At 73.6% G+C, this 12,767-nt stretch carries 15 protein-coding genes; 9 read left to right on the top strand and 6 right to left on the bottom strand.

Features of this window, described 5'->3' with window-relative positions; translation table 11 throughout:
- The first annotated feature begins 53 nt into the window (after positions 1–53).
- Positions 54–995, top strand: a complete 942-nt coding sequence (gene coaA, locus WML84_RS07635; protein ID WP_347345562.1) for a type I pantothenate kinase — start codon at positions 54–56, stop codon at positions 993–995.
- Positions 996–1,065: 70 nt separating this feature from the next.
- Entirely contained in the window at positions 1,066–2,973 is a 1,908-nt protein-coding gene (locus tag WML84_RS07640) for a hypothetical protein (RefSeq protein ID WP_347345548.1), read from the top strand.
- A gap of 53 nt (positions 2,974–3,026) precedes the next feature.
- Here WML84_RS07640 and WML84_RS07645 read toward each other — a convergent pair whose 3' ends face one another.
- From WML84_RS07645 to WML84_RS07660, 4 genes are all read right to left on the bottom strand, one after another.
- Complete coding sequence (locus tag WML84_RS07645; protein WP_347345549.1) at positions 3,027–3,752, bottom strand: DUF72 domain-containing protein; 726 nt, start codon at positions 3,750–3,752, stop codon at positions 3,027–3,029.
- Between the two features lie 11 nt (positions 3,753–3,763).
- Positions 3,764–5,248, bottom strand: coding sequence for an NAD(P)/FAD-dependent oxidoreductase (locus WML84_RS07650; protein ID WP_347345550.1), 1,485 nt, complete (start codon positions 5,246–5,248; stop codon positions 3,764–3,766).
- Complete coding sequence (locus WML84_RS07655) at positions 5,248–5,724, bottom strand: SRPBCC family protein (RefSeq protein ID WP_347345551.1); 477 nt, start codon at positions 5,722–5,724, stop codon at positions 5,248–5,250. Before WML84_RS07655 ends, WML84_RS07650 begins: the two co-directional genes overlap by 1 nt.
- 131 nt (positions 5,725–5,855) lie before the next feature.
- Positions 5,856–6,437, bottom strand: a complete 582-nt coding sequence (locus tag WML84_RS07660) for a MarR family transcriptional regulator (RefSeq protein WP_347345552.1) — start codon at positions 6,435–6,437, stop codon at positions 5,856–5,858.
- A gap of 74 nt (positions 6,438–6,511) precedes the next feature.
- Between WML84_RS07660 and WML84_RS07665 the strand changes: the two genes are divergently transcribed.
- From WML84_RS07665 to WML84_RS07695, 7 genes are read left to right on the top strand one after another with little or no spacing between them, the layout of a single operon-like run.
- Complete coding sequence (locus WML84_RS07665) at positions 6,512–7,630, top strand: polyprenyl synthetase family protein (protein WP_347345553.1); 1,119 nt, start codon at positions 6,512–6,514, stop codon at positions 7,628–7,630.
- Positions 7,627–8,502, top strand: coding sequence for a phytoene/squalene synthase family protein (locus tag WML84_RS07670; protein ID WP_347345554.1), 876 nt, complete (start codon positions 7,627–7,629; stop codon positions 8,500–8,502). The genes WML84_RS07665 and WML84_RS07670 overlap by 4 nt, the downstream gene beginning before the upstream one ends.
- Positions 8,499–10,079 (top strand): phytoene desaturase family protein, encoded by a 1,581-nt coding sequence (gene crtI / locus WML84_RS07675; RefSeq protein ID WP_347345555.1) that lies wholly within the window; start codon positions 8,499–8,501, stop codon positions 10,077–10,079. Before WML84_RS07670 ends, crtI begins: the two co-directional genes overlap by 4 nt.
- Positions 10,076–10,396, top strand: a complete 321-nt coding sequence (locus WML84_RS07680; RefSeq protein WP_347345556.1) for a lycopene cyclase domain-containing protein — start codon at positions 10,076–10,078, stop codon at positions 10,394–10,396. The genes crtI and WML84_RS07680 overlap by 4 nt, the downstream gene beginning before the upstream one ends.
- Positions 10,393–10,716, top strand: coding sequence for a lycopene cyclase domain-containing protein (locus WML84_RS07685; protein WP_347345557.1), 324 nt, complete (start codon positions 10,393–10,395; stop codon positions 10,714–10,716). Before WML84_RS07680 ends, WML84_RS07685 begins: the two co-directional genes overlap by 4 nt.
- On the top strand, positions 10,703–11,602 hold the full coding sequence (locus WML84_RS07690; RefSeq protein ID WP_347345558.1) for a prenyltransferase: 900 nt from the start codon (positions 10,703–10,705) through the stop codon (positions 11,600–11,602). Before WML84_RS07685 ends, WML84_RS07690 begins: the two co-directional genes overlap by 14 nt.
- A 22-nt stretch (positions 11,603–11,624) precedes the next feature.
- Entirely contained in the window at positions 11,625–12,077 is a 453-nt protein-coding gene (locus WML84_RS07695) for a pyrimidine dimer DNA glycosylase/endonuclease V (RefSeq protein ID WP_347345559.1), read from the top strand.
- A gap of 58 nt (positions 12,078–12,135) precedes the next feature.
- Here WML84_RS07695 and WML84_RS07700 read toward each other — a convergent pair whose 3' ends face one another.
- Together WML84_RS07700 and WML84_RS07705 are read right to left on the bottom strand one after the other, a co-directional pair.
- The gene (locus tag WML84_RS07700) at positions 12,136–12,366 is read right to left on the bottom strand and encodes a hypothetical protein (protein ID WP_347345560.1); all 231 of its coding nucleotides are present in this window, start codon (positions 12,364–12,366) and stop codon (positions 12,136–12,138) included.
- 135 nt (positions 12,367–12,501) lie between these two features.
- Positions 12,502–12,639, bottom strand: coding sequence for a methionine/alanine import family NSS transporter small subunit (locus WML84_RS07705; RefSeq protein ID WP_347345561.1), 138 nt, complete (start codon positions 12,637–12,639; stop codon positions 12,502–12,504).
- Positions 12,640–12,767: the final 128 nt, after the last annotated feature.

Below are 12,767 nucleotides of genomic sequence, written 5' to 3' on the forward strand. Positions count from 1 at the left end.
GGGCGGGGTCCGGACATGCGCCCGCGGATCGATACGATGACGCCATGAGCGGGATGCCGGAGCCGGCGGCGCTGTCGCCGACGCTGTATCGCGAGATCCGACGCGCCGACTGGGCGCGGCTCGCCCCCGACATGGCGCAGCCGCTGACCGACGGCGAGATCGCGCAGCTCCGCGGGCTCGGCGATCGGCTCGACCTCGACGAGGTGCGCGAGGTGTACCTGCCGCTCAGCCGGCTGCTGAGCCTCTACGCGAGCGCGGTGAAGTCCCTCGGGGCCGCCACGAGCAGCTTCCTCCGCGAGGACGACACCACGACGCCGTTCGTCATCGCGATCGCCGGCTCGGTCGCCGTCGGCAAGTCCACCGTCGCGCGCCTGCTCCGCGAGCTGCTGAGCCGCTGGCCCGACACGCCGCGCGTCGAGCTGGTGACGACCGACGGCTTCCTCCACCCGAACGCCGAGCTGGAGCGGCGGGGTCTCATGAGGCGCAAGGGGTTCCCGGAGTCGTACGACCGTCGGGCGCTCCTCGACTTCCTGACGCAGGTCAAGAGCGGCGTCGCCGAGGTGACCGCGCCGGTCTACTCGCACCTGCACTACGACATCGTGCCCGGCGCGCGCGTGACCGTCCGCCGGCCCGACGTCGTGATCGTCGAGGGCCTCAACGTGCTCCAGCCGCCGCCCGGCACCGACGACCTCTCGATCAGCGAGCTCTTCGACTTCTCGGTGTACGTCGACGCCGACCCCGACGACATCGCGCGGTGGTACGTGAACCGGTTCATGTCGCTGCGGCAGGGCGCCTTCAGCGACCCGGCGTCGTACTTCAACGTCTACGCGGGCCTCACCGACGACGAGGCCGAGCGGACCGCGCTGCGGTTCTGGAACGAGATCAACCTCCCGAACCTGCGCGAGAACGTGCTGCCGACACGGCACCGGGCGACGCTCGTGCTGCAGAAGGCCGCCGACCACGCGGTCTCGGGCGTGCTGCTGCGCAAGCTCTGAAAAGCCCGCGATCGGCCGTTTCTCCACAGGCCGGAAGCGGATGTCGGAGGTCTCCGCGTAGCATCGGGCCATGGAAGAACGCTCCGCCGAGGCCGACCTCGCCCGCCGCCTGCCCGCCCTGATCGCCGCCGTCGCCGAGATCGACAGACCCGGCGACGAGGCGCTGCGCGAGACCCTCGCCGCGTCGGGGCTGCCGTTCGAGCCGGCCCCGTACGCGCTCCTCCCGGTGCGGTCGTGGGCGCACAAGGTCTCGTTCCCCTTCGTCGCCGAGCAGGAGACGGCGGCCTTCGAGCGCAAGCTGCGATCGGCCGTGTCCCGCGCGGTGGGCCGCACGTCGGGGAGCGACAAGCACTGGGATGCCGGATGCTACGCGGTCGTCCTCGACGTCGACGACGATGCGGTGGAGGTGGCGTTCAGCCCGCAGCTCTCGGTCCCCCGGCTCGCCGCCGCGGCGGGCGCCTGGCTGGACGGCATGGACGCGCGCGAGTGGCTCGTGACGTACGACCTGCGGGCCGCGGACGAGCACGCCCCCTCCGCGCTCCATCTGCCGACGCCGCCTGCCGACTTCGTCGGGGCGAAGCTCCACTCGCGAGACGACGAGCCGCTCAATGTCCACTTCTTCATGGAGGCCGGCCCGCGCGTGCCGGGGTCGACGGCGAAGGACGACGACGGCCGTTACGAGGAGATCCTCGCCCTGCTCTCCGAGCGCCTCGGCGAGACGGCCAAACCCGGGTGGTGGAACGCCGGCGTGCGCACCTTCTCGATCCGGCGGATGCGCAGCTACACGCGCGACATCACGTTCAGCGAGTCGGCGCCGGGCAAGGCCAGATCGGCACGGGGACGCGTCGTCGACGCCCCCGCGACGCCCGAGCCGGTGCCCGCCGAGGCCGTGGCGCTCCTCCAGCGTTTCGCAGCGTTCCGTGCGCAGCCGATCGACGACGTCATCGCCGCCCTCCAGGCGGAGGGGCTGCTCGGCGCCCAGGAGCCCGAGCGGTTCCGGGACCGCGTCCGCGTGTTCGATCCGGTCGGGCGTTCGATCGAGCTCACGACCGTGGACGGGCGGCTCGCGAAGGCATCGGTGGAGGCGGCGACGGCGCCCGTCGACTACTCGACGCCGAACAAGAACGACGAGCTGATCAGGGCCGCGCTCGAGGCGGCGTTCGGGCCGCAGCTCGGCAGCGGCACCACCACGAGGTGGGAGCACGGGCCCATGATCGTGCAGTACGACGGACGCGGCACCGATCGCGACTTCCCGCGCACGCGCCTGGCGATCGGCGAAGACCGGACCGCCGCGTACGACGTCGGCAGCTGGCTCACCGAGGGGGTGACGCCGCCGGAGGTGCCGCTGCGCGACGCGTGGCACGGCCGATGCTTCGGTGCCGCCGTCTCAGGCGGATCGGTGCCGCCGGTGGCGGCGGGCATGCCGGTGTGGCGCGTGGACGAGCGTCTGCTGTGGCTCGACGCGGACCGCGTCTGCAGCGCGGGTGCGGGCCAGTGGCCGGAGTGGGCGCCGAGTCTCGGCGGCGGCGGCACGCTGGAGCCCCCGGCGGCGGAGTCGCTCGCGCGGTTCGTCGAGATCGTCGCCGGGTGGCGCTGGCCCTCGGTCGACGAGGTGTGGGCGGCGCTCGTCGAGCTCGGCTGGGCCACGGACGATCCCGACACCCTCACGCAGTCGTCGGAGTCGCAGGTCAAGATCAGCTTCCAGCGCCCCGCGGGACGCTACCTGTCGCTGCAGCTGTTCGAGGGCAGGGTCGAGACCTGGTTCACCGAGATCGCCGTGAGCGACGACGACGAGGCGCTCGCCTCGATCTTCGAGTCCGTGCAGCAGCTGCTCGCACCGTACCGCGACGAGAACGCACCGGGCGGCGCCCGGCACACCGTCGGGCAGACGGCGATCACGCTCGATCGGGTGCAGTGGATGCGCGGCGGTGGCACGGTGTCGCTGTCCGCGAACAAGCACCTGCCCGTGCGAGCCTGAGCCCGCCCCGCTGAGCCCGCCGTCACCCGACGGCGGCGACCCCGACGAGCGGCTCAGTCGCTCAGGAGGGCGCGCAGGGTGCGGGCGTTGCGCACGGCGTGCCCGTGACCGTCGTTGTTGAAGTAGGCGTACACGGTGTGGCCGGCCGCCTCCCACTCGCGGATGCGGTCCGCCCACCAGCGGAGGTCGGCATCCGGGTACGAGCCCGCGTAGAGGTGCTCGGAGTCGGGCCCGTGCAGGCGGACGTAGACGGTCGGCGCGGTCGCACGCAGCACGCACGGCAGCCGTGCGCCGCTCATCACGCAGTAGGCGGCGCCGTGGCGCTCGAGCAGCGCGAAGACGTCGTCGGCGAGCCACGAGCCGTGTCGGAACTCGATCACCGGCCGTGTCCACGACGGCAGGCGTTCGAGGAACCAGTCGAGACGCGCGTCGTCGCGCTCCATCGTGGGCGGCAGCTGCAGCAGCAGCGGCCCGCGGCGTCCGCGCAGCTCGTGCAGGCCGCGACCGATCCGCTCGATCCACTCCTCCGGAGAGCGCAGGCGTCGCGCGTGTGTGAGGCCGCGTGGACCCTTGACCGTCAGCTCGAACCCCTCGGGCAGCCGCCCGCGCCACGCCGCGAACCGCGCCGGCGGCGGCCAGCGGTAGAAGCTCGCGTTGAGCTCGACCGTGTCGAACTCGGCCTGGTAGACGGCCAGCCGCCGACCGGGAGGCAGGCCGGGCGGGTAGAGCACGTCCGTCCAGTGGTCGTAGCTCCAGCCCGATGTGCCGATCCGCGCCATGCCGGGCCCGCTCACCCCCGCGGCGACAGATCCGGGTCGTCGCGGATGCCGAATCGCTCGCGCAGCGCGCAGCGGGCGGCGTGCCAGCCGCTCAGACCGTGCACGCCAGGGCCGGGCGTGGTCGACGCCGAACAGAGGTAGACGCCCGGCGCGGGCGTGCGCCACGGCCGCGGGCTGACCACGGGCCGACGCACGAGCTGGCGCAGGTCGGGCGCGCCCGCGGCGATGTCGCCGGACGGATAGTTGGGATTGTGGCGGGCGACGTCGACCGCGGTGCGCGACGAGACGTCGAGGATCGTGTCGCGGAAGCCGGGGGCGAAGCGCTCGATCTGGGCGATCACGGCATCCGTGCGATCCGCCGTCGACCCGGCGGGCACGTGCGTGTAGGTCCACAGCGTGTGCGAGCCGGCCGGCGCCCGCGTCGGGTCCCACAGCGACGGCTGCGACACGAGGACGTACGGCGACTCGGGCAGGCGGCCGCGTGCCACGTCGCGCTCCGACGCGGCGATCTCCGCGCGCGATCCGCCGAGGTGCGCCGCCGCGCCGAGACCCACCTCCGGATGGGCCCACGGCACCGGATCGCTCACCGCGAAGTCGACCTTCGCCACGGCGTTGCCGTAGCGGAACCGGCGCAGCGCGCGTCGGTAGCGCTCGGGCAGGCGGCGGCCGGCCAGCGCGTGCAGCGCGCGCGGGGTGACGTCGAGCAGCGTGGCGCGCGAGGGCGGCAGCTCGTCGAGCGACGAGACAGGGGCGTCGGTGACCACGTCGCCGCCATGGCGGCGCAGGTCGTCCACGAGCGCGTCGGCGATCGACTGGCTGCCTCCCACCGGGATCGGCCATCCGCGGGCGTGGGCGTAGGCGGTCAGGGCGAGCCCGGCGCCCGCCGCGGCGATGGAGGGGAGCGGAAGGATCGAGTGCGCGGCGACCCCGGTCAGCATGGCCGGCGCCGCCTCCTGCCGGAAGCGGGCGTTCCAGGCGGGCGATCCCTGCTCGAGCGAGCGGGCGCCGAACAGCGCCGCGACGAACGGGTCGTCGGGCACGCGGAGCAGGGTCGAGCCGGTCAGCGTCGCGACACGCGCGGTCCGCTCGACGAGCGGACGCAGCAGGGCCTCGTACGCCTTGCCGTCGCGGCCGAGCGCGGTGCGCGTGCGCGTGAGGTCGCGATAGGCGATGCCGGCGCGTCCGCCGTCGAGCGGGTGGGCGAACGAGACCTCGGGCGTCACGAAGGGCACGCGCGACACCAGGTCGAACTCGCGGAAGAAGCCGGACTCGAACGCGAGCGGGTGCACCGCCGAGCAGACGTCGTGGTGGAAGCCGGGCAGGGTCAGCTCCCGTGTGGCCGCTCCCCCGCCCACCGCCGGCGCCGCCTCGTAGACGACGACCCGCAGCCCCGCGCGCGCGAGGGTGACGGCTGCGGCCAGTCCGTTGGGCCCGGCGCCCACGACGGTCGCGTCGACCTCGGTGCGGCCCTCGTGCGCGTCGCGAGGCATCGACATCAGCTCCGTTCCTCGTCGGCCGTGTCGGGCACGGCCGACGACGCCATGCCCTCGGCGAGATAGGCGAGACGATGCAGCGTCTCGCCGTTCCGCCAGCGGATCACGGGATCGAGGAGGAAGCGGGGAATGACGCGCGCGGGACCCCGCCGCACGTCCTCGCGGATCCGCACGAGACACGATCGCTCTCCGGTCGGCTCGACGTCGATGACGACGTCGGCCTCGCCGATCGGCCAGCCACGGGCGCGCAGCTCCATGCGGTGCGGCGGCGACCACGCCGTCGCGCGCGTGCGATCGTCGATGAGCAGGGGCCAGACCCCGACGGAATGATGGATCCGGCTGCCCGCGTGCGGCCATGCCTCGTCCACGTCGCGCATGCGCGACGCGCCGACGACCCACGAGGGATACAGCCAGCCGTCGGCGAGCACGCGGAAGACGTCCGCGGGCGTGCAGCGCAGGGTCCGGGTGTTCTGTGCCATGTCCCTGTCCGCTCAGCGTCCGCGCAGCGGCGACGGCGTCGTGTCCATGCCTGAGACGATACGCACGGGGGTCGCCGCCGAGATCCCCGTGGCGGGATGCCGCGCGACGTGCTAGCGGCCGGCATCCGGTCTCACGAGGCCGAGTCGTCCAGATCGGCGCCGATCCACTCGTCCTCGCTCGTCGCGCTCATGGACTCGAGGAAGCGGATGACGACCTCGCGCTCGCCGGTGCTGAGCGCGGCCGCCACCCGGAAGCGCCGCGCGTGCTCTCGGCCGATCGTGAGCTCGGCGGCCTTGCGGGTCTCGGGATTGACGACGATCGCGAGCGCCCGGCGGTCGCGGGGATGCCGCGTACGGACGATGTGTCCGGCCGACTCGAGCCGGTCGAGGAGCTTCGTGGTGGCCGCGCTCGTGATGCCCAGGTGCGCGGCGATGTCCCTCGCGGTCACATGCCGACCCTGGTCGGCCATGACGATCGCGAGCCGCAGCGCCTTCATGTCGGTCTCTCCCAGCCGCATGTAGCGGTGGGAGGCGCGCGTCACGCGCTGCTCCGCCGCGCGCCACCGGAACATCGCGTCCATGACACGGACGATCTGCCCGAGCTCGTCCTCGCCGATCCCGCTGAGGTCGACCAGTCGCCCGCGGACGTCGGCGACGCGCGGGTCGTGCAATCGCCGGACGATCTCGTCCGGCTCCCGCTCAATGCCGGGCATATCGAGAACCCTAGTGGACGACGCATTTAGTTGGGTTATGTTTATTACTAGCCGCGTTAGCGATTGGAGCAGGGATGGACGAGGTCGTGCTGCTGTCCGCCGACGGCGCGGAGACCCGCACCGCGCGCGAGACGTCCGCGGCCTCGGAGGCCGACGTCGTCCTCGCCGAGGTCGAGCGCAGGCTCGACCGGTTCTTCGACACCGCCCTCGTCCGCGCGACGAGGCACTCGCCGCACTATCGCGCGCTGTGGAGCGAGCTGCGCTCCTCCACCGCGGGCGGCAAGAGGGTACGCCCGCGACTGGCGGTCGTGGCCTGTCTGCACCTCGGCGGCGGGCCGCTCGAGCCGCTCGTCGAGCTCGCCACGGCCCTGGAGCTGCTCCACACGGCTCTCCTCCTGCACGACGACGTCATCGACGGCGACATCGAGCGTCGCGGCATCCCGAACCTCGTCGGCGCGTTCACCGCCGCCGGCGAACGCACCGGGCTCGATCCGCTCTCCGCGCGACGGTGGGGCGAGAGCGCGGCGATCCTCGCCGGCGACCTGCTGCTCACTGCGGCCGTGCGGCTGACCACGGATCTCGATCTGGATGCCGCCCGCCGCACGAGGCTCCTCGAGCTCGTCGACGAGAGCGTCTTCCGCGCCGCCGCGGGCGAGCTCGCCGACGTCGCCTACGCGTCGGGGCTCGGCACGCCGACCGCCGACGAGATCCGCGACATGATGGCCGACAAGACCGCCCACTACACACTGGAGCTGCCGCTGCGCGCGGGCGCGATCCTCGCCGGGGCGCCCGATCGGATCGGCGACCGCCTCGGCGCCATCGGCCGTTCGCTCGGCATCGTGTTCCAGATGCGCGACGATCTGCTCGGCGTCTTCGGCGACGGCGACGAGACCGGCAAGAGCACGTCGAACGACCTCCGCGAGGGGAAGCAGACGATGCTGGTCGCCTTCGCGCGCGGCTCCGAGGCCTGGCGCGCCGCCGAGCCGCTGTTCGGCGACGGGGCGCTCGACGAGCCGTCGGCACAGCTCTTGCGCGACGCGCTGGAGGACTCCGGCGCCCGCGGGCGGCTCGAGGAGGAGATCCGCCGCGAGTGCGACACCGCTCTCGACCTCATCCGCGGCGCGGGGCTTCCTCCCGCCCTCGCCGACCTCCTCGCCGCCGAGGCGAGGCTCGCCGCGGAGCGTCGATCGTGACCGCCGCCGCCGGGCTCACGCTCTACGACGCGACGGCGGGGGCGTCGGCGGCATCCGTCATCCGTCGCTACTCGAGCTCGTTCCGTCTCGCGACCGCCCTCCTCCCCCGCCGCTGCCGGTCGGCGGTCGGCTCGATCTACGCGCTCGTGCGCGTCGCCGACGAGATCGTCGACGGCACCGCGACCGAGGCCGGCCTCGACGGCTCGGCCCAGCGCTCCCGCCTCGACGAGCTCGAGGCCGAGACCGAGCGCGCCGTCGCGACCGGGTTCAGCGCGAACCTCGTCGTGCACGCGTTCGCCGTGGTCGCGCGGGACGCCGGCATCCCGCGCGAGCCGATCCGCGCCTTCTTCGCGTCGATGCGTCGCGACCTCGACGACGTCGCGTTCGACGAGGCCGAGTACCGCACCTACATCCACGGGTCCGCCGAGGCGGTCGGGATCATGTGCCTGCACGTCTTCGTGCGGGGCCGGGACGTGGACCCGGATGCCTTCGCCGAGCTCGAGAAGGGCGCCGCACGACTGGGCGCGGCGTTCCAGAAGGTCAACTTCCTGCGCGACATCGGCCACGACAGCAGCGCGCTCGGGCGGGCCTATCTGCCGGACGTCCCCCGCACGGGACTCACGGAGCGGGCGAAGGCGGCCGTCGTGGCCGACGTCCGCGCCGACCTCGACGCCGCCCGACGCGCGACCGCCGGCCTCCCGCGCGACTGCCGCCGCGCCGTACGCACCGCGACCGCGATCTTCGACGAGCTGTTGCGCCGCATCGACCGGATGCCGGCGGAACGGCTCACGCGCGTGCGCGTCTCGGTCCCGCCGCTGTCGAAGGCCGCGCTCGCCGTGCGCGCGAGCCTCTTCCCGGCGGCGGCCCGATGAGCGGGCGACGCGCGGTGGTCGTCGGCGGCGGCATCGCGGGCCTCGCGACGGCCGCGCTCCTGGCCGCCGACGGACACGACGTGACGCTCCTGGAGGCCCGCACCGAGCTGGGCGGGCGGGCGGGGTCGTGGTCGTCGGGCGGCTTCCGCTTCGACACCGGGCCGTCCTGGTACCTCATGCCCGAGGTCTTCGACCACTTCTACCGCATGCTGGGCACCACGGCATCCGATCAGCTGCGGCTGCACCGCCTCGACCCCGGCTACCGCGCCTACTTCGAGGGCGTCGCCGAGCCGTTCGACCTTCCCGCGGGCCGAGACGCGGCGCGCGCGGCGCTCACGGCCCTCGACCCCGGCTCGGCGGAGCGCCTGGAGCGCCACTTCGACTCGGCCGAGGCGACCTACCGGCTGGCCCTGCGCCGGTTCCTGTACAGCTCGTTCGACTCCGTCCGGCCGTTCGTCGATCGCGAGGTGGCCGCGGGGCTCCCGCGGCTGGCGCGCCTGCTGGGCCGTCCGCTCGACGCCGAGATCCGCTCGCGGACGCGCGACGCCCGGCTGCGGCGGCTCCTGGGCTATCCCGCGGTCTTCCTCGGCGGTTCGCCGCTGCGCGTGCCGGCCATGTACCACCTCATGAGCCACCTCGACGTCAACGACGACGTGCTCTACCCCGAGGGCGGCTTCGCGCGCGTCGTGGAGAGCATCGTCGACCTCGCCGAGCGCGCCGGCGCGCGGCTGCGCACCGGCGCCGTCGTCACCGGCATCGTCGTGAAGCGCGGACGCGCGCGCGGCGTCCGCTTCCGTGGCGCCGACGGTCGCGAGGAGCGGCTCGACGCCGACGTCGTCGTCGCGACCGCCGATCTCCACCACGTCGAGACCGACCTGCTGGACGCCGAGCACCGCGAGCGGGGCGAGGCCTGGTGGCGCCGACGCGATCCCGGTCCGGGCGCCGTGCTCGCGATGCTCGGCGTACGCGGCGCGCTCCCCGCCCTCGCCCATCACACCCTGCTGCTCGCGGACGACTGGGAGGGCGCCTTCGCCGCGGTCGCCCGGCCGGGGCGGGGCCTCCCCGCGACGCCCTCGCTCTACATCGGGATGCCGAGCGCCACCGACGACGCGGTCGCACCGCCCGGCGACGAGAGCCTCTTCGTGCTCGTGCCGGTGGCCGCCGATCCGGGCATCGGACGCGGCGGGATCGGCGGAGCCGGCGACACCCGCGTCGAGGCGTTCGTCGACCGGGTCATCGCGCAGATCGCGGACTGGACGGGGACCCCCGACCTCGCCGACCGCATCGTCGTGCGCCGGACGGTGGCGCCCGGGGACTTCGCGGCCGACCTCCGGTCGTGGTCGGGCAGCGCGCTCGGACCGGCGCACACCCTGCGCCAGAGCGCGTTCCTCCGCGCCGGCAACGCCTCGCGCCGCGTCTCCGGGCTGTTCTACGCGGGATCGAGCACGATCCCGGGCATCGGCGTGCCGATGTGCCTGATCAGCGCCGAGCTGGTGCTCAAGCGGCTCCGCGGCGACCGCTCCGCGTCACCGCTGACGCCCCCGCTCGCGGCCGGGCCTCCCGGAGCCGCCGCGTGACGCCCGTCTACCTGCTGCTCCTGGTGGCGCTGCTCGGCTGCATGCTCCTCGTCGACCGGAGGTGGCGCCTCGTGTTCTGGCGCGACCCGCGACGGGCCGCGATCGTGCTCGTCGCGGCGGTGGCGCTGCTGCTCGTCGTCGACCTCGTCGGCATCGCCCTCGGCGTCTTCCATCGCGGCGAGACGTGGGCCATGACGGGTGTGCTGCTCGCACCGGAACTGCCTCTGGAGGAGCCGCTCTTCCTCGTCTTCCTCGTCCACCTCGCGCTCGTCCTGCTCGCGGCGTTCGAGCGGCTTCCACGGAGGGCACGGCGATGACCTATCTGGCGCTCGGATCCCTGCTGGTGCTCGTCGCTGTCGTGGTGCGCGCGATCGCCGAGGTCGTCGCGAGACGCCGCGGGCACCGCATCCCCCTCCTGCCCACGGCGCTCGCCGCCGCCGCGCTCGTCGCCCTCACCGCGGTCTTCGACACGGCGATGATCGCCGCCGGGCTGTTCGCCTACGCGGACGCGCACGTCTCGGGGCTCCGCATCGGCCTCGCACCGGTCGAGGACTTCTCCTATCCGATCGCCCTGGCGATCGCGCTGCCCGGCCTGTGGGAGCTCGCCGGGGAAAGGAGAGCGGATGCCGAGTCGTAGACCGCTCGCCGTGCGCCTCCTCGTCGCGTCGCGCCCGCTCAGCTGGGTCAACACCGCGTATCCGTTCGCGGCCGCGTACCTGCTCGGCGGCGGCGGCGTCGACGCGGCGCTCCTCGTCGGCGCCGCCTTCTTCCTCGTGCCGTACAACCTCGCGATGTACGGGATCAACGACGTGTTCGACCATGCGTCCGACATCCTCAACCCGCGCAAGGGCGGCGTGGAGGGCGCTCTGCTCGACCCCTCCGAGCACCGCTCGGTGCTCCTCTGGGCCGTGCTGTCGTGCGCCCCGTTCGTCGTCGCCCTCGTCGTGCTCGGCTCGCCCGCCGCGACGGCGGTGCTCGCCGTCTCGCTGTTCGCCGTCGTCGCCTACTCCGCTCCCCGGCTGCGGTTCAAGGAGATCCCGGTCCTCGACTCGGTCACCTCCAGCACGCACTTCGTGAGCCCCGCCGTCTACGGGCTCGTCCTCGCCGGCGCTCCGTGGACGGCGTCGGCGACGGTGACGCTCGCCGCCTTCTTCCTGTGGGGCGCGGCCAGCCACGCCTTCGGCGCCGTGCAAGACGTCGTGCCCGACCGCGAGGGCGGCCTCCGCTCGATCGCGACGGCGTTCGGAGCGCGTGGCACGGTGCGGCTCGCGATCGCACTGTGGGCCCTGGCCGGGGCGCTCCTCCTGCTGCTGCCCTTCCCCGGGCTGCTCGCCGCCCTGCTCGCGATCCCCTACGTCGTGCTCGCGTGGCCGTACCGCGCGGTCTCCGACGCGGCGTCCGGAACCGCCAACCGCGCCTGGCGGCGGTTCCTCGCGGTCAACTACGCGGTGGGGTTCGTCGCGACGATGATCCTCATCGCGGTGGCATCCGGCGTCGGCGCCGGAGGACGCGGCATCCTGTGATCGAGCGGCGACGGGAGACGTCATGAGGATCTGGTCGGTGCACCCGCACCACCTCGACCGGCAGGGGCTCGTCGCGTGCTGGCGCGAGACCCTGCTCGCACAGGCCGTGCTCGCGGGTCGGACGGCGGGCTACACGCGGCATCCGCAGCTCGTCAGGTTCCGCGAGCACGACGATCCGGTGTCGCTCGTCGGTGCGTACCTGCACGGGCTCGCCGACGAGGCCGACGCGCGCCGCTACCGCTTCGACCGTTCCCGCATCCTCGCGCCCAGGGTGCCGGGAGGGCCGGTCGTGCGACTGCCGGTCACCGATGGCCAGCTCGCCTACGAGTGGCGTCACCTGCTGGCGAAGCTGGAGCGGCGGAGCCCCGAGAGCTGGACGAGATGGCGGGATGCCGCGCCGCTGCCGCATCCGCTGTTCGAGGCCGTCCCGGGCCCGATCGCCGCGTGGGAGCGGCCGTCCGGGCCCGCACGCTGAGACGCGCCGGGTCGGCACGTGCTCGTGCCGGACCCGACGCGTCCGCTCTGAGATCGCCTCAGACGCTGTCGCGGCGTGCGTCCTCGACGCGGGCGGGATCGGCGTCGGGCGCGAGCCGGGCGCCTCCCTCCACGTCGTCCACGTACGCCTCAGGCTGCTCGTCCGTGGCCTCCTCGGTGTCGGGGGCCTCGTCGGGGTCGAGGTCGAGGGCCGGGTCGGAGCCGATCGGCACCGGCACCGCGTCGTTCGTCGCCTCGGACGGCGGGACTTCCATGGGGGGAATGACCATGATCGACCTTCTCTCGTCTCTGCCGGACCGGCATGGGCCGTCCGGATGATGCCGACGATAGGTCGGTCCGGCGAGCTCGCCCACCGCCTTGATCTGCGTCCAGCCTGTTGGTATATGGCGCCGGACGCGGCCGGTCTACAGCTCGACGGGCGGCGCCGCGGGTTCCGACTCGGCGACCTCGGGGTGACGCGCGAGGTTGACGATCGCCGCGGCCAGGCCTCCCCAGACGGTGACCATGGCGATGAGCATCATGGTGATCGCGATCGGTGTCATGCCTCCGCTCCTCTCCGCTCGCCGCTCCGAACGGGTGTCGCGTTCGTCTCGGGGTCGGGGTCGTAGTGCTCCTCGGCGAGGAACGCGTCGTAGTCCGGATCCTCTTTGGCGTGCGATCGCGCGCCCCA

It is taken from the genome of Microbacterium sp. (assembly GCF_039812165.1).
Lineage (GTDB): Bacteria > Actinomycetota > Actinomycetes > Actinomycetales > Microbacteriaceae > Microbacterium.